The organism is Desulfomicrobium aestuarii, from assembly GCF_055385525.1.
The window spans coordinates 3,478,825-3,499,106 of record NZ_AP042427.1 but is presented as its reverse complement, the minus strand read 5'-3'; the positions used below and the strand labels follow the sequence as shown (position 1 = coordinate 3,499,106).

General features: G+C 66.4%; 16 protein-coding genes. 5 read left to right on the top strand and 11 right to left on the bottom strand.

Annotation, left to right across the window (positions count from 1 at the left end):
• Nucleotides 1-18: 18 nt before the first annotated feature.
• Both ACZ5AC_RS16075 and amrB read left to right on the top strand, forming a co-directional pair.
• On the top strand, nucleotides 19-3,192 hold the full coding sequence (locus tag ACZ5AC_RS16075) for a tetratricopeptide repeat protein (RefSeq protein WP_464248583.1): 3,174 nt from the start codon (nucleotides 19-21) through the stop codon (nucleotides 3,190-3,192).
• Between the two features lie 9 nt (nucleotides 3,193-3,201).
• Nucleotides 3,202-4,014 carry an AmmeMemoRadiSam system protein B gene (gene amrB, locus ACZ5AC_RS16070; RefSeq protein ID WP_464248582.1) on the top strand — a complete coding sequence of 271 codons (813 nt, stop codon included), beginning with the start codon at nucleotides 3,202-3,204 and terminating at the stop codon, nucleotides 4,012-4,014.
• A 60-nt stretch (nucleotides 4,015-4,074) separates the two neighbouring features.
• On the opposite strand, the gene folD is transcribed toward amrB, so the two are convergent.
• The 3 genes from folD to ACZ5AC_RS16055 are packed head-to-tail and all read right to left on the bottom strand — an operon-like array spanning nucleotide 4,075 to nucleotide 7,094.
• Nucleotides 4,075-4,920 (bottom strand): bifunctional methylenetetrahydrofolate dehydrogenase/methenyltetrahydrofolate cyclohydrolase FolD, encoded by an 846-nt coding sequence (gene folD, locus ACZ5AC_RS16065; RefSeq protein ID WP_464248581.1) that lies wholly within the window; start codon nucleotides 4,918-4,920, stop codon nucleotides 4,075-4,077.
• Nucleotides 4,921-4,968: 48 nt separating this feature from the next.
• Nucleotides 4,969-6,264, bottom strand: coding sequence for a phosphopyruvate hydratase (eno, locus tag ACZ5AC_RS16060; protein WP_464248580.1), 1,296 nt, complete (start codon nucleotides 6,262-6,264; stop codon nucleotides 4,969-4,971).
• Nucleotides 6,261-7,094: a type III pantothenate kinase gene (locus tag ACZ5AC_RS16055; RefSeq protein ID WP_464248579.1), complete on the bottom strand. Its 834-nt coding sequence runs from the start codon at nucleotides 7,092-7,094 to the stop codon at nucleotides 6,261-6,263. Before ACZ5AC_RS16055 ends, eno begins: the two co-directional genes overlap by 4 nt.
• Before the next feature lie 122 nt (nucleotides 7,095-7,216).
• On the opposite strand from ACZ5AC_RS16055, the gene ACZ5AC_RS16050 reads away from it, so the two are divergent.
• On the top strand, nucleotides 7,217-7,420 hold the full coding sequence (locus ACZ5AC_RS16050) for a Trm112 family protein (protein WP_464248578.1): 204 nt from the start codon (nucleotides 7,217-7,219) through the stop codon (nucleotides 7,418-7,420).
• Entirely contained in the window at nucleotides 7,417-8,232 is an 816-nt protein-coding gene (locus ACZ5AC_RS16045) for a TatD family hydrolase (protein WP_464248577.1), read from the top strand. Before ACZ5AC_RS16050 ends, ACZ5AC_RS16045 begins: the two co-directional genes overlap by 4 nt.
• Here the strand turns inward: ACZ5AC_RS16045 and ACZ5AC_RS16040 are convergent.
• From ACZ5AC_RS16040 to carB, 8 genes are all read right to left on the bottom strand, one after another.
• The gene (locus ACZ5AC_RS16040; protein ID WP_464248576.1) at nucleotides 8,224-8,511 is read right to left on the bottom strand and encodes a DUF4911 domain-containing protein; all 288 of its coding nucleotides are present in this window, start codon (nucleotides 8,509-8,511) and stop codon (nucleotides 8,224-8,226) included. The two genes, ACZ5AC_RS16045 and ACZ5AC_RS16040, sit on opposite strands and share 9 nt — an antisense overlap.
• Nucleotides 8,498-9,553 carry a M24 family metallopeptidase gene (locus tag ACZ5AC_RS16035; protein WP_464248575.1) on the bottom strand — a complete coding sequence of 352 codons (1,056 nt, stop codon included), beginning with the start codon at nucleotides 9,551-9,553 and terminating at the stop codon, nucleotides 8,498-8,500. The genes ACZ5AC_RS16040 and ACZ5AC_RS16035 overlap by 14 nt, the downstream gene beginning before the upstream one ends.
• A gap of 32 nt (nucleotides 9,554-9,585) precedes the next feature.
• The gene (locus ACZ5AC_RS16030) at nucleotides 9,586-10,599 is read right to left on the bottom strand and encodes a nucleoside recognition domain-containing protein (RefSeq protein WP_464248574.1); all 1,014 of its coding nucleotides are present in this window, start codon (nucleotides 10,597-10,599) and stop codon (nucleotides 9,586-9,588) included.
• Between the two features lie 67 nt (nucleotides 10,600-10,666).
• The gene (locus tag ACZ5AC_RS16025) at nucleotides 10,667-13,003 is read right to left on the bottom strand and encodes a penicillin-binding protein 1A (protein ID WP_464248573.1); all 2,337 of its coding nucleotides are present in this window, start codon (nucleotides 13,001-13,003) and stop codon (nucleotides 10,667-10,669) included.
• Complete coding sequence (locus ACZ5AC_RS16020; RefSeq protein WP_464248572.1) at nucleotides 13,000-13,542, bottom strand: YkgJ family cysteine cluster protein; 543 nt, start codon at nucleotides 13,540-13,542, stop codon at nucleotides 13,000-13,002. Before ACZ5AC_RS16020 ends, ACZ5AC_RS16025 begins: the two co-directional genes overlap by 4 nt.
• 36 nt (nucleotides 13,543-13,578) lie before the next feature.
• Complete coding sequence (locus tag ACZ5AC_RS16015; protein WP_464248571.1) at nucleotides 13,579-14,574, bottom strand: KpsF/GutQ family sugar-phosphate isomerase; 996 nt, start codon at nucleotides 14,572-14,574, stop codon at nucleotides 13,579-13,581.
• Nucleotides 14,575-15,966 (bottom strand): amidophosphoribosyltransferase, encoded by a 1,392-nt coding sequence (gene purF, locus ACZ5AC_RS16010; protein WP_464248570.1) that lies wholly within the window; start codon nucleotides 15,964-15,966, stop codon nucleotides 14,575-14,577. It lies immediately after the preceding gene.
• Between the two features lie 103 nt (nucleotides 15,967-16,069).
• Nucleotides 16,070-19,318: a carbamoyl-phosphate synthase large subunit gene (gene carB / locus ACZ5AC_RS16005; RefSeq protein WP_464248569.1), complete on the bottom strand. Its 3,249-nt coding sequence runs from the start codon at nucleotides 19,316-19,318 to the stop codon at nucleotides 16,070-16,072.
• A gap of 463 nt (nucleotides 19,319-19,781) precedes the next feature.
• On the opposite strand from carB, the gene ACZ5AC_RS16000 reads away from it, so the two are divergent.
• A complete protein-coding gene (locus tag ACZ5AC_RS16000; RefSeq protein WP_028576424.1) occupies nucleotides 19,782-20,267 on the top strand; it encodes an Lrp/AsnC family transcriptional regulator in 486 nt (161 codons plus the stop codon).
• The last annotated feature ends 15 nt before the right edge of the window (nucleotides 20,268-20,282 follow it).

Below are 20,282 nucleotides of genomic sequence, written 5' to 3'. Positions count from 1 at the left end.
TCTTGCTAGCAGCAGCCCGTGCGCGCACACACCCCTGCCAGACTGATCTGGCTCCTCCTTGCCGCCTTTCTGGGCTTCTTCCCTCACCAGAGCGCCTCTGGGGCGGTATTGACGTGGAATCGGGAGACCGACCACGAACGGCTCCTTTTCTCCTTCTCCTCCACCCTGCCCGATGCCGAGCCCAGACAGCGCGGGCTGACGCGGATCATCATCCCCATCTCCCCGGACTTCTGGACGGGCGAGAACAGGCCCAAAATCCCCGACTTCAGCGGTTCGGCACTGATCAAGGGCGTCTCGGTCACCGCTGACGGCATTCTGATCGAAACCCGCAACGGGGATTTCATCTTTTCCTCATCCGCACACCCCGCCCTGCAGGAACTGAGCGTCATCCTCTACCCCCCGCCGGCACAGGCGCCCCCGCCCCCGGACAATGCAACCCCGGAAGCGGTGCCCGCGGAGGAGAGCGCAACGAACGCCTCCGCGGAAGGAGCCGCCAATGCGTCGGCGCCCGGCAACGGGACGGCCGCCCCCCCGGCCGTGCAGGACGAAGAGCGGGACGCGTTCCCTGCGGCAGATGTCCCCGGAGAACCTGCCGCCAATGCCACGGAGCCCGGAGACGATGTCGCGTCGCACGGCGACGCCACGGGCGAGACGCCGCAGGATGCGCTCTCGGGCACGGGTGCCCTGCGCGGAAGGATCAGCCGTCCCGCAGCTCCCGATCTGACCGGGACGACGGCCCCCGGGCAACGGGAGACCGGTCCCGACGACGCCGCGGAACCGAAGCCGCGCGAAACATTCCGGCTGCGCATGCCCATCGAACGAAACGCGACAGCGCCTTTGCCGCAGCCCCAACCCGACGCTTCGGTCGAGGGGATTCCCACGGCACAGGCCACGGAACCCGGCCCGGACGCAGCCGCAGGACATGCGGCGGACAACGCGACCGGTGCGCAGGCCCTAACGGCCGACACTCCTCACGGCACCACCCCCCGACAGGACCACGCGGTCAGGGAAGCCGGCGCGCCGGACGGAAACGCGACATCCCCAGCGCCGGAGGCATCCCGCGAGCCGACGCCGGCTCCCGACTCCGCCCACGACGCCGAAGCGACGGACGCGGACGCATCGCAAGGCGAACCCGGCAACGCGACCGGCGGGCATGACATCCCGGTTCAGGATGCGGCCATGACGGTCGATGCCTCATCCGAAGGGCCCGGAGCCACCCCCGGCAACATGCCCGAGGACAACAGCACGGCCGAACTGGAGGAGCTGTACAGGCTGGCGCAGGTCGCGGTGGCCGCCGGCGATCTGAAGGCCAGCAGGCAAGCCATAACCGCCATGATCGAGCACCCGAAGGTGCCCGACGCCCTGCGCGAGGAACTGCTCTACAATCTGGCCGACATCACCATGCAGCAGGGCAGAGGGGACTTCGAGGGGAATTTCACGGCCATCCTCGACGCCTACGAGACGGCCAAGTACGCCAACCCCGAATCGTCCAACATGCCCGAGGCCCTCTACCGCATCGGCTTCCTGCAGCTCTCGGTGGGCAACCTGCCCGAAGCCAAGGGCAACTTCGACCTGCTGCGCCGCAAGTACCCGGACAACCCGCGCGTGCCCATGATCGACACGTTCTGGGGCGACCACTTCCTGCGCGAGAAAAAATTCGCCAAGGCCGCCGAGCACTATCGCTACGTCATCGAGAACTTCCCCATGAGCCCGGCCGTCAAGCCGGCCAACGTCGGCCTTCTCAAGGCCTACACGGAGCTGGGATTTTTCGGCAAGGCCATGGAGATCGTGAACGCCATCGAGAAGCGCTGGCCCCGCTACTACCTCGAAGACCCGTCGTTCCTCATGGCCGCGGGATATGCGGCCATGCTCAGCGGCAACGACGACCGGGCGCGGGATTTTTTCTGGACCTACGCCAACATCGTGCCGGACGCGCCCGACGCCGACGTGGCCATGGCCCGTATCGGCGACATCCACCTCAGGCAGAACAGGCCCAACGCCGCCCGCGAGATCTACCACCGCACGGCCGAAGCCTACCCGGACAGGGAGGGTGGCCTCATCGCCCAGATGCGCCTGGCCGAGGAAGGCGTCCTCGACAAGCCCTCCATGGGCGACATGGCCCCGGTCTTCGACCGCCCGGACGCCAACCCCGAAGAAATCTACACCCGCATCCTCGAACACACGGACAGCCCCCTGGCCCCGATTGCCAGGCTGAAGCTGGCCATGTGGCGGCTGTGGAAGGGGAAATTCCCGGAAAGCCTGGAGGACGTGCGCCGCTTCGAACAGGACTACCCCGAACACGAGCTGTTGCCCAAGGCGCGGGAAGTCGCCGACAAGGCCCTGCGGGACTGGATCATGCGCGACCTGGAGCAGGGGAATTTCGAGGGCATCGTCCAGAACTGGACGGACCACCAGGACCTCTACGCGGACCGGGAGCCGGACCCGCAGACCAGGCTGGTCGTGGCCACGGCCATGATGCGCACGGGCCGGGCCAGGGAGGCCCTGGAGATGGCCAGGCCCTTCGTCTTCGGCTCCATACCCAGGGGGGAGCATTCCGAGCCGGGCATGGACCTGACCCTGGCCATGCTCGTGGAACTGCAGGAGTGGAAGGACATCCTCGAACTGGCCCGCAGGGTCGCGCCCTGGAACCTGAACGCCGAGAGGCGGCGTCAGGTCGACTACGCCGCGGCCCTGGCCAACGAGAAGCTGAACCAGCCCGGACGGGCCAAGTCCCTGTGGGACCGCCTGGCCACGGATCTGGGCCTGACGGACACGCAGCGCGGCTACGCCCATTATTTTCTCGGCCGCGCCGCCCTGGCCGCGGGCGAGTTCGAGCGCGCCACCATCCTGGGCCAGGAGGCCCTGGAGCTGCTGAAGAAGGAAAAGGACGACATCCCCAAGCTCAAGGAGACGCTGGAGCTGCTGGTGCAGGCCGCCGAACGGCGCGGGCGGAACCAGGATGCCCTGGCCTGGAGCCTCGAATACGACGGGTATGTCACGCCCGAGGACCGGGACTGGCCCGCGCACGCCTACCGCAAGGCCATCCTTTTCCGCAGGAACGACGACATGAAAAGGTGGCGGGAAACGCTTCTCGGCCTCAAAGAGCGCTTCCCAAACACGCTGTATGGCCGTATGGCTGCGGCAGAGCTCGAAGGCGTGCGCATCGAGCGGGAAGTCGAGAAATTTCAATAGGAGTATGGAATGAGCATCGATCGCGAGCCCGTTGTCGCGGGACAGTTTTATGCCGGACGCCACGACCAGTGGCTGGCCTCGGTCAGAACCAGCATGCGCGGGGAAGCGGAACGCGAGGCCGTGACCAGGCTGGCCATGGTGCCCCACGCCGGCCACGTGTTCTCCGGAGGCGTGGCGGGACAGACACTGGCCCGGGCGCGGCTGACGGACACGGTGCTGCTGCTGGGCCCCAACCACACCGGCATGGGCGCGCCCCTGGCCGTGTGGCCCGACGGGACATGGCATCTCCCCGGGGCCGGCCTTGCGGTCGACGCCGAGCTGGCCGCGGCCATCCTGGCGGCGGAGCCGGCCCTGACGGCCGACCGCGCCGCCCACATGCAGGAGCACTCCCTGGAGGTGGTCCTGCCCTTCCTGTGGGCCAAGAACCCCGACATGCGCATCGTGCCCATCGCCGTGGGCGACCCGCGCCCCCACAAGCTCGCCGGGGCGGCCTCCAAGATCGCGGAGGTTCTGAGCGCCCTGGGCCGCGACGTGTCCGTGGTCGTCAGCTCGGACATGAACCACTTCGCCTCGGACGCCGTGACGCGCATCGTGGACCAAAAAGCCCTGGAGCGCATCCTGGCCCTGGACCCCATGGGCTTCTACGGCACGGTGCGCGAGGACAACATCTCCATGTGCGGCGTGCTGCCCATGACCATGGGCATGCACCTGGCCAACATCATGGGCGCCAAGAAGGCCGAGCTCGTGGCCTACGCCACGTCGGGCGACGTCAACGGGGATATGTCGAGGGTGGTGGGCTACGCCGGGATCATCATCGAATAGGAACCGCGCCGGGAACGGACATGACGAGGGGGCCCCGCGAGGCCCCCTTTTTCGTTGCCGTCAGCCCACGTGTTCGACGTAGGCTTCGAGGGTGTTGACCAGCAGTTGGGCGATGGTCATGGGACCGACGCCGCCCGGCACAGGGGTCATGGCCGAGGCCGTGTCCTGCAGGCCCGCGAAATCGCAGTCGCCGACCAGGCCGAGCTCCGTGCGGTTGATGCCCACGTCGATGACTACGGCCCCGGGCTTGACCATGTCCGCGGTCACGAACTTGGGGATGCCCACGGCGGCCAGCACGATGTCGGCGGTGCGGACCTCCTCGGCGATATCCTTCGTCCGGGAGTGGCAGATCGTGACCGTGGCGTTCTTCTGCAGGAGCATGAGCGCCAGGGGCTTGCCGACGATGTTGCTGCGGCCGATGACCACGGCCTTCTTCCCGGCCACGTCGATGCCGTGGCGGTCCAGCAGGGTCATGATGCCGGCCGGGGTGCAGGAACGCAGGCAGGGCAGTCCCAGGGCCAGGCGGCCCATGTTCACCGGGTGGAAGCCGTCCACGTCCTTGGAGGGGTCGATGAGGTCCAGGCAGCGCTGGCTGTCCAGCCCCTTGGGCAGCGGCAGCTGCAGCAGGATGCCGTCGATGGCCGGGTCGGAGTTCAGGAAGACGATGGTGTCTTCGAGCTGCTCCTGGGGGATGTCCGTCGGCAGGCGGAAGCCCTTGGAGATGATGCCGACGTCGGCGCAGGCCCGCTCCTTGTTGCGGACATAGACCTGCGAGGCCGGGTTGTCGCCCACCAGGATCACGGCCAGGCCCGGGGCCCTGCCGTGCCGGGCGGTCAGGACCGCGACCTGGTCTTTCAGTTCCTGACGGATGATGGCGGCCGTCTTTTTTCCGTCGATGATGCGCATGGTGTCCTCTGCTGATGAAAAAAGGCGCACCTCGGTGCGCCCTTTCGGTTACTCTTCCTCGTCGAACCAGTTGGCGGCCATGGCCGGTCCGAAGTACACGCCCTGGGAGTCGAGGTCCTCCTCGATGCGCAGAAGCTGGTTGTACTTGGCCATGCGGTCCGAGCGGCACAGGGAGCCGGTCTTGATCTGGCCGGCGTTCACGGCCACGGCCAGATCGGCGATGAAGCTGTCCTCGGTCTCGCCGGAGCGGTGGGAGATGACCGTGGCGTAGGAGGCCTCCTTGGCCATCTCGATGCAGTCCATGGTCTCGGTCAGGGTGCCGATCTGGTTCAGCTTGATGAGGATGGAGTTGCCCACGCCGCGCATGATGCCGTCGGCCAGAAGCGCGGGGTTGGTGACGAAGATGTCGTCGCCGACCAACTGCAGCCGGTCGCCCAGCACGTCGGACAGCACTTCCCAGCCGTCCCAGTCGGCCTCGGCCAGGCCGTCCTCGATGGACACGATGGGGAACTTGCCGGCCAGGTCGGCGTAGTAGTCGGTCAGCTCGCGCGCGGTCAGGATTTTGTTCTCGCCGGCGAAGTGGTACTTGCCGTCCTTGTAGAACTCCGAGGCCGCCGCGTCGATGGCCAGGGCGATCTGGCTGCCGGGCTCGTAGCCGGCCTCCTCGATGGCCTTCATGATGTACTTGAAGGCCTGCTCGTGGCTGGCGAAGTTGGGCGCGAAACCGCCCTCGTCGCCCACGGAGGTGGCCAGGCCGTCCTTGTGCAGGATCTTCTTCAGGGAGTGGAAGGTCTCGGCGCCCATGCGCAGGGCCTCGCGGAAGCTGGCCGCGCCCAGGGGCATGATCATGAACTCCTGGATGTCCAGGTTGTTGGCCGCGTGCGCCCCGCCGTTGATGATGTTCATCATGGGCGCGGGCAGGACCTTGGCGTTGATGCCGCCGATGTACTTGTAGAGCGGCAGGCCCAGAAACTCGGCCGCGGCCTTGGCCGTGGCCATGGACACGCCGAGCATGGCGTTGGCGCCCAGGCGGGACTTGTTCTCGGTGCCGTCCAGGTCGATGAGGGTTTGGTCCACTTCCACCTGGCGGATGGCTTCGAGGCCCACGACTTCGGAGGCGATCTCTTCCATGACGTTGCGTACGGCCTGCTCCACGCCCTTGCCGAGGTAGCGGTCGGCGTCGCCGTCGCGCAGCTCGAGGGCCTCGCGGGTGCCGGTGGACGCGCCCGAAGGCACGGCCGCGCGGCCCGTGGCCCCGGATTCGAGGGTCACCTCGACCTCGACGGTGGGGTTGCCTCTGGAGTCGAGAATTTCCCTGGCCCAAATGCCTGTGATGGTGCTCATGATTGCTCCCTGGATGTATCCGGTGAATGTTTCTGGAAATATGCGGCCGCCAGTCCCTGCATGAGCAGGTCCGGGGCCAGGTCGTCGATGCAGTCGGTGATGGCGGCCAGCTGACGGGCGAAACCGCCCGTGGCCACGACGCGGGCGTGCGGGTCGCCAAGGCGCTTCTTGAGCCGCGCGGTCAGCCCCTCCAGCATGGAGGCGAAGCCGAAGAGCACGCCGTGGTTGAGGCTCTGGCGCGTGCTGGTGCCGATGTCGAGTTCGTCCGAGTCAAGCTCCAGGCTGATCTGCGGCAGCTTGGCGGTCTGGGTGCCCAGGGCCGTGACCGAGCTGAGCACGCCGGGGCAGATGAGGCCGCCCAGATAGGCGTTGCCCTGCACGCAGTCGAAGGTGGTGGCCGTGCCAAAATCCACGACGATGAGGGTCGGGTCGTCGAAAAGCTTCCGCGCCGCAAAGCCGCCGAGCAGCCGGTCGGCGCCGACCTCCTGGGGACGGGCGTAGCGGTTTTCCAGGGGCAGGGCGATGTCGCCGGGCACGAACAGGGCCGGACAGGAGAAGTAGCTGCCGCAGGCCGCCTTGAGCAGGCCGTTCAGGGGCGGCACCACCGAGGACAGCACCCAGGCCCGCACCGCGCCTTCGGCCACGCCCTCTCGGGCACAGATGCCCGCGATGGTCAGCCCCAGCGAATCCGCGGTCTCGCGGTTGGTGGAGGGCAGGGAGTAGGTCCGGCCGAGGCCGTTTTCGTCGGCCAGGCAGAGCTTCACGTTGGTGTTGCCCACGTCGAAGAGCAGGACAGGTCCCGCGGATGGATTCTTTGCGCCGTGCATCATGGGTGCGTTTGTACCCCATTGGTTCGAAAACTCAAGAACCGGGTGGCGTTTGCGCGCTTGTAACGCGGTATCGATCAGGATAAGCCCGTGTCCATCATCACACCATGCACACCGGAGGAAACATGGCTCTGAACAAGGAACTGCTGCAGATCCTGGCCTGCCCCAAATGCAAGGGCGGCCTGGAGCTCCTGGACTGCGAGGAAGGCCTCAAATGCGACGCCTGCGGCCTCGTCTACCCCGTGCGCGAGGAGATCCCGGTCATGCTCGTCGACGAAGCCGTGCCCGTGGCCAAATGGGAACAGGGCGTGCGCGAGAACAAGGCGTGAGCAAAAAGCGGGAACGCGAGCTCCCCGAGGCCCTGAACCTGCCGCCCGTGGGCGCGGACAGCCACGCCCACCTCGACGGCCGGGACTACGACGTGGACGAAGTCCTGGCCCGCGCCAGGGCCTGCGGGGTGCGCACCGTGGGCAACGTCTTCCTGGGCCCCGCGGCCTACCGGGAGGGACGCGGCCTCTTCGAAGGTCATCCCGACGTCTTTTTCCTCCTCGGCGTGCATCCCCACGACGCGGCGAAGATGATGGAGGACGACCTGGTCGGGATGCGCGAAGCCTTCACGGCCGACACCAGGCTGCGCGCCGTGGGGGAGATCGGCCTGGACTACTATTACGACTTCTCGCCGCGCGAGGACCAGCAGCGCTGGTTCCGCCGGCAGCTGTCCCTGGCCAGGGAGCTGGACCAGCGCGTGGTCATCCACTGCCGCGACGCCGAGGACGACTGCCTGGCCACCCTCGACTCCATGGGCTTCGGCGGGCGCCCGCTGCTGTGGCACTGCTTCGGCCTCGGGCCCGACTGGGCCAGGCTCATCGTCGAACGGGGCTGGCACATCTCCGTGCCCGGCACCGTGACCTACGCCAGATCCGCGGAACTGCGCGAAGCCGTGAAAATCATCCCGTCCGACCGGCTGCTCCTGGAGACCGACTGCCCCTACCTCTCCCCCGAACCCTGGCGCGGCAAGCGCAACGAACCCGCCCTGCTCGGCTTCACGGCCAGGGAGATCGCCCTCCTGCGCGGCGAGGACGTGCGGGAATTGTGGCAACGCTGCGGGGACAACGCGCGGGAATTTTTCGGCCTAGTCTGAAAGAATCGGCGGTTCGACGAGTTTCGCGCCCTGGGCCAGGAGCATCCCGCGCAGGGTATGCTCCGCGTCGGGCGTGAAGCGCAGCTTGATGACCGCGCGGTAGCGGTCCACCACGCTCATGACGGCCAGGTTGTCGTAGCCTTCGAGCAGGAAGCGGTAGAGGGCGATCTGACTGCGCGGGACCTCGGCGTACAGCACCCTGCTTGCCGTGCAGGGGGGAAGAAGACCGAGGTCGCGCGGCTTTCGCCTGCGCCCTCCCCTGTTCTCAGAGCACCTCATGGCCATCCTCGGTCACGACCACCATATGCTCCCAACGCACGCCGCCCCAGGACGGGTAGTAGAGCCCGGGCTCGACGGTGATGACCATTCCCGGCCGCAGGATCGTCGGCCGGGCGGGGCCGACGCCGGGGGCCTCGTGGGTCTCGAGACCGATGCCGTGGCCCAGGGAGTGGGTGAAATGGTCCGCCACGCCGTGGCGCGCGAAATGCTCCCGCGCCGTGGCGTGCAGCTCGTCCGTGGACACGCCGGGCGCGACCCTGGCGATGGCCAGGCCCTGGGCCTCGCGGACCAGGTCCAGGGTTCGCCGGAACTCGTCCGAGGGCCTCTCGCCGATCCACCAGGTGCGGGTCTGGTCCGAGCAGTAGCCGTCAAGCCGCCCGCCCATGTCGATGAGCACCGGCGTCTCGGGCCGCAGACTGGCCTCGCCCGGCGTGGCGTGGGGCAGGGCCCCGTTGGGGCCGAAACCGACGATGGGCGCGAAGCTCAGGGCCTCGGCCCCGCCATCCCGGAAAAGCCGCTCCAGCATCCAGGCCACGTCCCGTTCGGTCATGCCAGGCGCCAAAGCCGATTCAAGCGCTGCGTAGACGCGGTGGTTCAGGGCGCAGGACGCCCTGAGCGCGGCCAGCTCCCCCTTGTCCTTGATCGTGCGCAGCTCCTCGACCAGACGCGGGGCGGTGCGAAGTTCCAGGGATTTCCCCAGCTCCAGATACGTCTCGGCGCACATGGCGTGGGTCTCGACCCAAAGCTCGCGCACCCCGAGACTCTTCACGAACTCCGCGATCTTCTCCACCCGCGGCGAGCCGTAGACGTGCACATGCTCCTCGGGCCAGTGCCGCCAAGCCTCCACGGTGAAGCGGGCGTCGGTCAGCAGCCAGTCCGGGCCGTCCGTGCGCAGCAGCAGGCAGCCCGAACTCTCGTTGCACTGCCCGTCATGCAGCTCGAAGCCGGACAGGTAGAACCGGTTGGCCGGGTGGATGACGAGCAGGGCACCGACGCCCTGCCGCCGCATGAGCTCCTTGAGCGCGTCGATGCGTTGCGACATGTCCTCTCCTTTGGAAAAACCCGAAATACCCGTCACGGCCTGTCCGCCGTCGGCGCCCCCGGGCAGCAGGGCCCGGGCTGGGCGTAGACCTCCACGGGCTTGAACAGGCGCCGGTAGAAAAACTCGTCCCCCAGCCGGTTCACCATGCGCACGAGCAGGGCCACCACGACCAGCGTGAAGGCGACCCTCCCCACCAGCAGGCCCGACGAATGCCCGCCGAGGACGGCCATGAGAAAGGTGTCTTCGAAGACCGAATGCGACAGGCTCATGAGGCTCAGGGAGGAAAAGATGTCCTTGGGCGGCACCTTGCCCGAGTGCGCCTCGTGCATGATCATGCCCCCGCCGTAGGACAGGCCCATGACCATGCCGACGATGGTCAGGGTCCCGGCCTCGGGACCGATGCCCAGCAGGCGCAGCACCGGGGAGAGCAGGCGCACGCACAGGGCCGTCAGGCCCACGGCCGTCAGCACGCGCATGAAGGCATTGAGGGCGGTGATGATGACGAAGACCATGGCCAGGTTGCGGACCTGGTCCACGGACCAGTCCACGAGGCTCGCGCTCTCGGGCTCGGGCCGCCACATGAGCACGTTCGGCTCCTGCAGCCATCCGCCCCACTCGTAAATGCGGGCCAGGAGGAAACCGAGGACCAGTGCCCCGCCGATGCGCAGCAGCGCCTGGAAGCCCATCCTGGGGCCCGACTTGCGCACGATCTGCAGCTCCACGGGCATGGAGTGGGCCACCAGGATCATGGTGCACAGCACCGTGACCTGGGCCACGCTCAGCTCGTGCTGCCCGGCCAGGGAGACGAAGACGATCATGCCGCTGTAGATGTTGTTGATCATGGCCGTGGCCCAGACCAGACCCATCTCTCCGGGCAGCCCGACCAAGCGCATCACGGGCTCCAGCGGCAGGGCCAGCCAGGCGATAAGGCCCAGCTCCTGCAGGATTTTGACCGCGATCACGATGGGGACCATGATCTTGTAGAGTTCAAGACTGATGGTGGCCGACCGCCGCAGGACGGCCTTGGCTTCTTCGAGGAGGTTCATGCTCTTCCCGTCTGAATGGAGATCGCGGCAGCGGCCCCGGTCCCGAGTGGACCGGAGCCGGAACCGTCTAGAATATCTGTTTGAGCAGGCTTTCCCCGCCGGCGTTGGAGGACCCGGGCGACGCGTCGAATTCATCCGGCATGGCGGTCAGGGTCGGCTCCGTGCCGTTGGCGAAGGGGAGCATGTAGGCCTCGGCCGCGTCCGGTCCAGCCAGGCGGCCGGTTCGGGCGTCCACCCGGGCCATGACGATGCCCGGCGGCACCGTGAAGTTCTCCACGGGATATTTCGGCTCGACCTTGGCGCGGTAGTCGATCCAGATGGGCAGCGCGGCCCGGGCGCCGGTCTCGAACTTGCCCATGGGCTTGACCTGGTCGTAGCCGACCCAGACCCCGGTCAGCAGGTACGGGGAGAAGCCCATGAACCAAGCGTCCTGCTCGTCGTTGGTGGTGCCGGTCTTGCCGGCCACGGGCCGCCCCAGGGACTTGGCGCGGGCGCCGGTGCCCTCCTGGACGACCTGCTGCAGCAGGCTGGTCACGACGTACGCCGTTTCCGGCGACATGGCCTCCCTGGTCTCCGGCGTCGAGGAATAGAGCTGTTCGCCCCAGGGCGAGACCACGTTCTCGATGAAGCGGGGCTTGATGGACGTGCCCCCCCTGGCAAAGGCCGAGTACGCCTCGCACATGTTCAGGGGGGAGAACTGCCCGGAGCCCAGGGCCAGGGAAAGGTTGGGCTCCATGATGCCCGTCAGGCCCATGGCCTTGCCGCGCTCGATGATCTTGCCGATGCCGATGCTCTGGGCCACGCGGATGGTCACCAGGTTGCGGGACTTGACCAAGGCCGTGCGCAGGAGCGTGGGGCCGTAGAAGATGCCCTCGAAATTCTCGGGCTTCCATGTCTCGCCGCTGCCGTCCTCGAAGATGATGGGAGCGTCGAGGACGATGCTGGCCGCCGTGTAGCCGTTGTCCAGGGCCGCGGAGTAGACGATGGGCTTGAAGGCCGAACCGGGCTGGCGCAGGGCCTGGGTGGCGCGGTTGAACTGGCTGCGGAAGAAGTCGTAGCCGCCGCTAAGGGCCAGGACCTCGCCGGAGCGCGGGTCCATGGACACCAGGGCGCCCTCGACCTTGGGCTCCTGTTCCAGGGAAAGCTGCCAGGGCTTGTCCTTGCCCGTTGCGTTCACGGCGGCCCAGACCACGTCGCCGGGCTTGACCACCCTGGTCGCGTCGCCCACCTTGCCCGCCTCCTCGGGGGCGAGCTTGGGGTTGGGGCGCCTGGCCCACGACATGGAAGACACGGGCAGGATGCCGGTATGAGCGCCGAAACGCGCCTTGGCCCCGGCCTTTTCCACACCGGTCACCAGGACCTGAATCCGGTCCCCGACCTTGATGTCGCCGAGGTTCTGACCGCGCAGAAACTCCTCGTAGCCGCCGGGTTCGAGGGTCGTGACAGGGCCCTGCCAGCCGTGGCGCTTGGAGGTTTCGCGCAGGCCATCGCGCAGGGCCTGGTCGGCGACGACCTGATGGTCCATGTCGATGGCGGTGCGCACCTGCAGACCGCCCGCGTAGACCTTGTCCTCACCGTACATCTCCACGAGCTGCCGGCGGACTTCCTCCAGATAGTACGGTCCGACCTTCCAGGACGGGTCCTCCTGGGCGCCGTAGACCAGCGGCTCGTTGACCGCGGCTTCGAATTCAGCCTGCCCGATCCAGCCCAGCTCCCGCAGCCGGCTCAGGACGTAGAGCTGCCGTTCCCTGGCCCGCTCGGGGTTGCCGTAGGGCGAGTAGCGCGAGGGGGCCTTGGGCAGGCCGGCCAGCAGGGCCGCCTGGGCCAGGGTCAGCTGTGAGGCGTTCACGCCGAAATACTCCCTGGCCGCCGCTTCCACACCGTAGGCCTTGGCCCCGAGGTAGATCTGGTTGAGGTAGATGGTCAGAATCTCGTCCTTGGTCAGGTATTTCTCCAGGCGGTAGGCCAGGATGATCTCCTTGATCTTGCGCTCGTAGCTGCGTTCCGGCGTGAGCAGCATGGACTTGATGACCTGCTGGGTGATGGTGCTTCCGCCCTGGACGATGCTTCCGGCCGCGAGGTTCTTGACCGCCGCGCGGAAGATTCCGGGCAGGTCCACGCCCTCGTGCTGGTAGAAGCCCGAGTCCTCGGCCGCCAGGAAGGCTTTGACCGTGATGGGGCTCATCATGGACAGGGGGATGAGAAAGCGCTTCTCGCGGTAGAAATAACCCAGGATCCTTCCGTCCCTGGCCCTGACCGTGGTGGCCAGCGCCGGGGAATAGTCGCTCAGCTTCGTGAACCCGGGCAGATCCTCCTGGGCCCAATAGTAGAGACCCACGCCCGCTCCGGCCGCCAGGAGGACGCCCAGGACGAACAGAGCCAGAAATATCTTCAGAATTTTCATGATTTCACCTTTGAACTGCATTCAAGCCCCAGCTTCTCGCACATCTCGCGGTGCAGGGCCCTGGCTTCGGCGCTGTCGGTGCCCATGGCGCCGAGCATCGAAGAAAGAGAGGAACATTCCCTGTTGGCCAGGCACTCCTCGGCCGTGAACCAGGTCAGCCTGCCCTCGAAATACCACAGAGGGAAAAGGCGGCAATAGAAAGGCCGCACGCTGCGGTCCAGACGGCAGCCGCCTTCGCCCAGAAAGACGCATCGGCCCTCGGCGGTGGTGGCCAGCCTCCAGTGGGAGCCCTGAAGCGGGAAGGCCTTCCCGATGTCGCAATCCGGCAGGAGCACGGCCAGTTGTTCGATGAAGCCGGCCGTGTTGGCGGCGAGCACGAAGCACTCCCCGCTTTCGCCCGTGCCTCTGATGGCCGTCATCTCGGCCGCGGAGACGGGGAAACAGTATTCCTCGTCCCCGCTGGAAACCGCACAGCAGGTGCGCCCCACTGCCGCGCAACGGCGGCAGATATCCGGGTGTATGATTGATGTATCGTTCATGGCTCTCGGGAAAAAATGTGATGCGGCCCGGTACGGTCAGGACCTGGAGAACTTGACCCGGCCCTTGCCGAGGACATCGTGCATGTGCACCATGCCGGCCAGGGTCCGGTCCGCGCCGACCACCGGCAGAACCGTGATGGCGCGGGATTCCATGATGTCGAGGACCTCGGCGGCCTTCTGCCCGGGGGTGGCGTGCAGGGGACTGGCGGTCATGACCGAGTCCACGGCGACGTCCAGATCCAGGCGGCCGGCGCAGACCAGGCGGCGCACGTCGCCATCGGTCAGGAGCCCCAGGAGGCGCCCCTCGCGGTCCAGCACGCAGACGCAGCCGAGCTTGCCGGCGTTGAGGACCTCCAGGGCCTGCCCCAGGGACGCGCCGCTCGGCGTGACCGGCAGCTGCGAGGAACGCATGAGCTCCTCCACGCGCTGGGCCAGACGCTGACCCAAGGCGCCGCCGGGGTGGAAGCGCCGGAAATCGTCCAGGGCGAAGGACTTCCACTCGATGAGGCAGACCGCCAGGGCGTCCCCGACGGCCAGGGTGGCCGTGGTGCTGGCCGTGGGCGCCACTCCCAGGGGGCAGGCCTCGCAGGGCACCGACGTGTCGATGACCACGTCGGACAGGCCGGCCATGGTCGAGTTCACGCCGCCCGTCAGGGAAATGACGGCGCCGGCCAGGGACTTGAGGCTCGGCAGGATGTTGTTGAGCTCGTCCGTCTCGCCGGAATTGGAGATGGCCACGATGACGTCCTCGCGCCGGATCATGCCCAGGTCGCCGTGGGCACCCTCCACAGGGTGCAGGAAAAAGGACGGGGTGCCCGTGCTGCTCAGCGTCGCCGCGATCTTGCGGCCCACCAGGCCGGACTTGCCCAGACCCGTGACCACGACGCGCCCCGCGCAACCGGCCATGAGTTCCAGGGCGCGCACGAAGGAACCGTCCAGCCTGTCGCGCACGGCACACAGGCCCCGGGCCTCGATGTCCAGGACCTCCCGCGCCTTGTCCAGCCAGTCTCCGCCCATCCCTTCACCCGCCATCTAGCAGCACTCCAGGGACAGCTTGCCCATGCCCTCGTCGGGCAGCACGGGGTAGGCGCCGTTGAAGCAGGCCAGGCAGAAGTTCTCGGGGGCGCGCACGGCTTTCAGGAGCCCGCCGATGGTGATGTAGTGGAGGCTGTCCAGGCCCAGATAGCGGCCGATGTCGGCCACGGAATGGTTGGCCGCGATGAGCTCGCCCTTGGAGGAGAAGTCGATGCCGTAGTAGCAGGGGTAGCGGATGGGCGGGCAGCTGACGCGCATGTGGATCTCCTTGGCCCCCAGCTCCCGGAGCTGCTTGACGCGGGTGCGGATGGTCGTGCCGCGCACGATGGAGTCCTCGACGATGACCACGCGCTTGCCCTTGATCATGGTCTTGACGGGGTTGAGCTTCACGCGGACCGAAAAGTCGCGCATGCCCTGGGTGGGCTGGATGAAGGTCCGGCCCACGTAGTGGTTGCGGATCATGCAGGCCTCGAAGGGCAGGCCCGACTGCTGGGCGTAGCCCACGGCCGCGTACACGCCCGAGTCCGGGAACGGCATTACGAAATCGGCGTCGACCGGGCACTCCTGAGCCAGGATCTTGCCCATGTTCTTGCGCGCGTTGTAGACTTCCTGATCGAAGACCAGGGAGTCGGGCCGGGCGAAGTAGATGAGCTCGAAGATGCAGGAGCTCTGCCTGTCGGCCGGTTCCATGATGCGGTGCGAGATCATGCGGCCGTCCTCGATGACGAGCATTTCGCCCGGGTCGAGACAGCGCAGGTACTCGGCCTCCAGCAGGTCGAAGGCGCAGGTTTCCGAGGCCAGCACGTAGGCGTCGCCGACCCGGCCGAGGGACAGGGGGCGGAAGCCCCACGGGTCGCGCACGGCGATGAGCTTCTGGTTGACCATGAAAAGCAGGCTGTAGGAGCCCTTGATGCGGCTGCAGGCCTTGGCGATGGCCTCCTCGGGCGTGCCGCCGTTCATGTACTTGGCCACGAGGTGCATGATGACCTCGCTGTCCATGGTGGTCTGGAAGATGGTACCCTGGTTCTCCAGCTCCTCGCGCAGGCTGATGGTGTTGACCAGGTTGCCGTTGTGGGCCAGGGCCAGGTTCATGCCCTTGTAGGTGACCTTGAACGGCTGGGCGTTGCGGATGAGCGACGCGCCTGTGGTCGAGTAGCGGATGTGCCCCATGGCCACGCTGCCCTTGAGCTGGTGGCCCAGATGGCGCTCCTGGAACACGTCCGCGACCAGGCCCATGCCGCGCTGCTCACGGATTGTCTGGCCGTCCCAGGTGATGATGCCGGCGCTCTCCTGACCGCGGTGCTGCAGGGCGTAGAGGCCGAAATACGTCATGCGCGCCGCCTCGGGGTGGCCGTAAATTCCAAATAATCCGCAAGCTTCCTTTTTCATATCGTTTCACGTTCCGTGTAGGTGTTCCTGAATGTGTAAAAGCCCAGGACCGCCGAAGGTCCTGAGCTTTGCACCAAAATCCGTGGCCCCGGGCAACCTGGGGCTAGTAGTCGCGACCGGGTTCCCGGTAGTATTCCTGCAGGCATTTCACGTCCAGACCCGAGGAGCTGCGTTCCTTGATGGCCATGGCCAGGGCCTTGGCCGCCGCCAGGTTGGTCGTGTACGGCAGGCCGTACATGACCGTGGTGCGCCGCAGTTCGGAGGAGTCCTCCTTGGTGCGCTTGCCCGACGAGGTGTTGATGACCAGCTGGATCTCCCCGTTCTTGATGTGGTCGATGACGTTGGGCCGGCCCTCGTAGACCTTGTTGACCACCTGGCACTCCACCCCGTGCCCGGCCAGGAAGGCGGCCGTGCCGCGCGTGGACAGGATGGTGAAGCCAAGCTTCTGGAAGGTCTTGGCCGGGATGACGATGCCGTTCTTGTCGTGGTCGTTGACCGAGATGAAGACGCACCCCGAGGCGGGCAGGAACTGCCCCGCCGCCACCTGGGACTTCATGAAGGCCAGGCCGAAGGACGGGTCCACGCCCATGACCTCGCCCGTGGAACGCATCTCGGGCCCGAGCAGGGCGTCCACGCCGGGGAAGCGGTTGAAGGGCAGCACGGCCTCCTTGACGGCGTAGTAGCCGCCCTTGCGCATGTCCCAGGGCTTCAGGTCCCGGAGCTTCTCGCCCATCATGACCCGCGTGGCCAGCTTGGCCAGGGGCACGCCCGTGGCCTTGGAGACGAAGGGCGAGGTGCGCGAGGCGCGGGGGTTCACTTCCAGGATGTAGATCTGTTCGTCCTTGAGGGCGAACTGGATGTTCATGAGCCCGACCACGCCGAGTTCCCTGGCCAGGGCCTTGGTCTGGCGCTCGATCTCCTGGATCCACATCTTGCCCACGGTGTGCGGGGGCAGCACGCAGGCCGAGTCACCGGAGTGGATGCCGGCCTCCTCGATGTGCTCCATGATGCCGGCCACATACGTGTCCTCGCCGTCGCTTAAGGCATCGACGTCGATCTCGATGGCGTTCTCCAGGAACTTGTCGATGAGAATGGGGTGCTCGGGGGCCACGGTCACGTGCTTGTCGAAATATTCGCGCAGGGACTTGTCGTCGTAGACGATGTCCATGGCCCGGCCGCCCAGGACGTAGGAGGGCCGCACCACCACGGGGTACCCGATGCGCGCGGCCACGACCAGGGCCTCGTCCACGCTCATGGCCGTGCCGTTGTCGGGCTGCAGCAGGTCGAGCTTCTTCAGCAGGGCCTGGAAGCGCTCGCGGTCCTCGGCGCGGTCGATGGAGTCGGGCGAGGTGCCGAGGATCGGCACGCCCTCGCGCAGGAGCGGCACGGCCAGGTTGAGCGGGGTCTGACCGCCGAACTGGACGATGACGCCCTCGGGTTTCTCCTGCTCGATGATGGCCAGCACGTCCTCGCGGGTCAGGGGTTCGAAATAGAGGCGATCGGAGGTGTCGTAGTCGGTCGAAACGGTCTCGGGGTTGGAGTTGACCATGATGGACTCGATGCCCATCTCGCGCAGGGCGTAGGAGGCATGCACGCAGCAGTAGTCGAACTCGATGCCCTGGCCGATGCGGTTGGGGCCGCCGCCGAGGATGACGACCTTGCGCTTGTCGGAGACGCGGGCCTCGTTCTCGGTCTCGTAGGTGGAGTAGTAGTAGGGGGTGTAGGCCTCGAACTCCGCGGCGCAGGTGTCCACGAGCTTGTAGGTCGGCAGGATGCCGGCCTCCTTGCGCATGTTGCGGATGTCGATCTCGCCACGCTTCCAGAGGGTGGCCAGCTGCCGGTCCGAGAAGCCCATGGCCTTGGCCTGGCGCAGGACGCTGACGAACTCGGGGTTGTCCACGGTCAGGTTGCCCTGCAGGCCGACGTTTTTGAGTACGGCCTCGAAGTCCACGATGTCCTTGAACTGGCGGATGAACCAGGGGTCGATGGCCGAGGCCTCGAAGATGTCCTCCTCGGTCAGGCCGGCCAGCAGGGCCTGGCGGATCTGGAACAGGCGGCGGGAGTTGGGCTTGCGCAGCCCGGCCAGGATCTCCTCGGTGTCGGGGAGGCGGCCGTCGAAATTCTTGCCCAGGCCGGGGTAGCCGATCTCCAGGGACCGCAGGCCCTTCTGCAGGGCCTCCTTGAAGGTCCGGCCGATGGCCATGGTCTCGCCCACGCTCTTCATGGCCGTGGTCAGGTAGTCCTCGGCGCCGGGGAACTTCTCGAAGGTGAAGCGCGGGATCTTGATGACCACGTAGTCGATGGTCGGCTCGAAGGCGGCGATGGTCTCGCGGGTGATGTCGTTCTGCAGCTCGTCCAGGGTGTAGCCGATGGCCAGCTTGGCCGCGATCTTGGCGATGGGGAAACCCGTGGCCTTGGATGCCAGGGCCGAGGACCGCGACACGCGCGGGTTCATCTCGATGATCATCATCTCGCCGTTGGCCGGGTTGAGGGCAAACTGCACGTTGGAGCCGCCCGTCTCCACGCCAATCTCGCGCATGATGGCCAGGGAGGCGTCGCGCATCTTCTGGTACTCGTCGTCGGTCAGGGTCTGGGCCGGGGCCACGGTGACGGAGTCGCCGGTGTGCACGCCCATGGGGTCCAGGTTCTCGATGGAGCAGATGATGACGCAGTTGTCCTTCTTGTCGCGGACGACTTCGAGCTCGTATTCCTTCCAGCCCAGGAGCGACTCCTCGAGCATGACCTCCGTGGTCAGACTGGCGGCCAGACCCTGCTGGGCGATGCGCTCCAGGTCTTCCTTGTTGTAGGCCACGCCGCCGCCCGTGCCGCCCAATGTGAAGGCGGGGCGCACGATGATGGGGAACTTGAGCTTCTCGCCCCACTCCCGCACGTCGTCCAGGGAGCGGGCGATGCCGCTCTTGGGCACCTTCAGGCCGATCTTCTCCATGGCCTTGCGGAAGAGCTGGCGGCTCTCGGCCTTCTTGATGGCCGGCAGGGACGCGCCGATGAGTTCCACGCCGTACTTCTCCAGGACCCCGTTCTCGGCCACGGCCACCGCCGTGTTCAGGCCGGTCTGGCCGCCAAGGGTCGGCAGGAGGGCGCAGGGTCGCTCCTTTTCAATGATGCGGGCCACGGTCTCGGGCTCGATGGGTTCGATGTAGGTCCGGTCGGCCAGGTTCGGATCGGTCATGATCGTCGCCGGGTTGGAGTTGACCAGGACGACCTCGTACCCCTCTTCCTTGAGGGCCTTGAGCGCCTGGGTACCGGAATAGTCGAACTCGCAGGCCTGTCCGATGACGATGGGGCCCGAGCCGATGAGCATTATCTTCTTGAGATCTGTTCTCTTGGGCATGGATGGTATGTGGGTGGGTTATATGTGAAGGAATCCCGTCACAAGCGCGGGCGGGGCTGCCGCCGTCATGCCCGCACCGATGAGGCCCCAGTACACTAAACACTGAGTACGGGAAGGTCAAACACTGCGTTCATGCAAAATCCTGCCCAACCCGCTGAGCCTCACCCGCCCCGGTTCCGGGCATCACCGTAGTTCCCGGGCGATTGACAAATTTCGGACCCAAAATGACGAAAGCGACGAAAATTATTTCCCCGGCGAGACGATTTTGTCATTTCCGCACAATCATTCTTTTTCTTGACCAATCATCCGAATGATATTCATATCCCGCCGTCCGGTCGGCATCCCGTCAAGCGCCCGCCCGGAGCCGGCCTGACGTGTTCGCGCCCGGTTTCCCAATAATGGCAATCTTCATTGACGAAGATCCTTCAAAGAATTATATTCCTGAAAAGAGAGAGATCGAACCATGTTAGACAGCACAGACATTCAGATCCTGAACATCCTTCAAGAAAACGGGAAAATCACCAACGCCGAACTGGCCCGCCAGATCGGCATGGCACCGTCGGGCGTCCTCGAACGCGTGAAAAAACTGGAGCAGAAGGGCATCATCGCCGGCTACGAGGTCCGCCTGAACCCCAAGGCCCTCGGGATTTCCCTCTCGACCTTCATCCAGATCAAGACCTCCGACGCCGTGGGCAGTTCCGAGATAGGCCGCCAGTTGGCCGGGATCGACGAGGTGCAGGAAGTGCACTGGACCGCGGGCGAGTACAACTATCTCGTCAAGGCCCGGGTCAGCAGCACCGAGACCCTGGCCCTCCTGATGAAGAAATTCGGCGAGATCCCCGGGGTGCGCGACAGCCGCACCACGCTGGTCCTCGATACCCTGAAGGAAACGCAGGCCCTGTCGCTGCAGTTCATCGAGTGCAGGCAACCCAAGAAAACGACAAAATAACACCCAGTACAGGAG

Excerpts from the sequence above, each read along its gene's own strand:
- amrB (WP_464248582.1), top strand. The coding sequence starts at position 3,202 with ATGAGCATCGATCGCGAGCCCGTTGTCGCGGGACAGTTTTATGCCGGA.
- folD (WP_464248581.1), bottom strand. The coding sequence starts at position 4,920 with ATGCGCATCATCGACGGAAAAAAGACGGCCGCCATCATCCGTCAGGAA.
- eno (WP_464248580.1), bottom strand. The coding sequence starts at position 6,264 with ATGAGCACCATCACAGGCATTTGGGCCAGGGAAATTCTCGACTCCAGA.
- ACZ5AC_RS16055 (WP_464248579.1), bottom strand. The coding sequence starts at position 7,094 with ATGATGCACGGCGCAAAGAATCCATCCGCGGGACCTGTCCTGCTCTTC.
- ACZ5AC_RS16050 (WP_464248578.1), top strand. The coding sequence starts at position 7,217 with ATGGCTCTGAACAAGGAACTGCTGCAGATCCTGGCCTGCCCCAAATGC.
- ACZ5AC_RS16040 (WP_464248576.1), bottom strand. The coding sequence starts at position 8,511 with ATGAGGTGCTCTGAGAACAGGGGAGGGCGCAGGCGAAAGCCGCGCGAC.
- ACZ5AC_RS16035 (WP_464248575.1), bottom strand. The coding sequence starts at position 9,553 with ATGTCGCAACGCATCGACGCGCTCAAGGAGCTCATGCGGCGGCAGGGC.
- ACZ5AC_RS16030 (WP_464248574.1), bottom strand. The coding sequence starts at position 10,599 with ATGAACCTCCTCGAAGAAGCCAAGGCCGTCCTGCGGCGGTCGGCCACC.
- ACZ5AC_RS16025 (WP_464248573.1), bottom strand. The coding sequence starts at position 13,003 with ATGAAAATTCTGAAGATATTTCTGGCTCTGTTCGTCCTGGGCGTCCTC.
- ACZ5AC_RS16020 (WP_464248572.1), bottom strand. The coding sequence starts at position 13,542 with ATGAACGATACATCAATCATACACCCGGATATCTGCCGCCGTTGCGCG.
- ACZ5AC_RS16015 (WP_464248571.1), bottom strand. The coding sequence starts at position 14,574 with ATGGCGGGTGAAGGGATGGGCGGAGACTGGCTGGACAAGGCGCGGGAG.
- purF (WP_464248570.1), bottom strand. The coding sequence starts at position 15,966 with ATGAAAAAGGAAGCTTGCGGATTATTTGGAATTTACGGCCACCCCGAG.
- carB (WP_464248569.1), bottom strand. The coding sequence starts at position 19,318 with ATGCCCAAGAGAACAGATCTCAAGAAGATAATGCTCATCGGCTCGGGC.
- ACZ5AC_RS16000 (WP_028576424.1), top strand. The coding sequence starts at position 19,782 with ATGTTAGACAGCACAGACATTCAGATCCTGAACATCCTTCAAGAAAAC.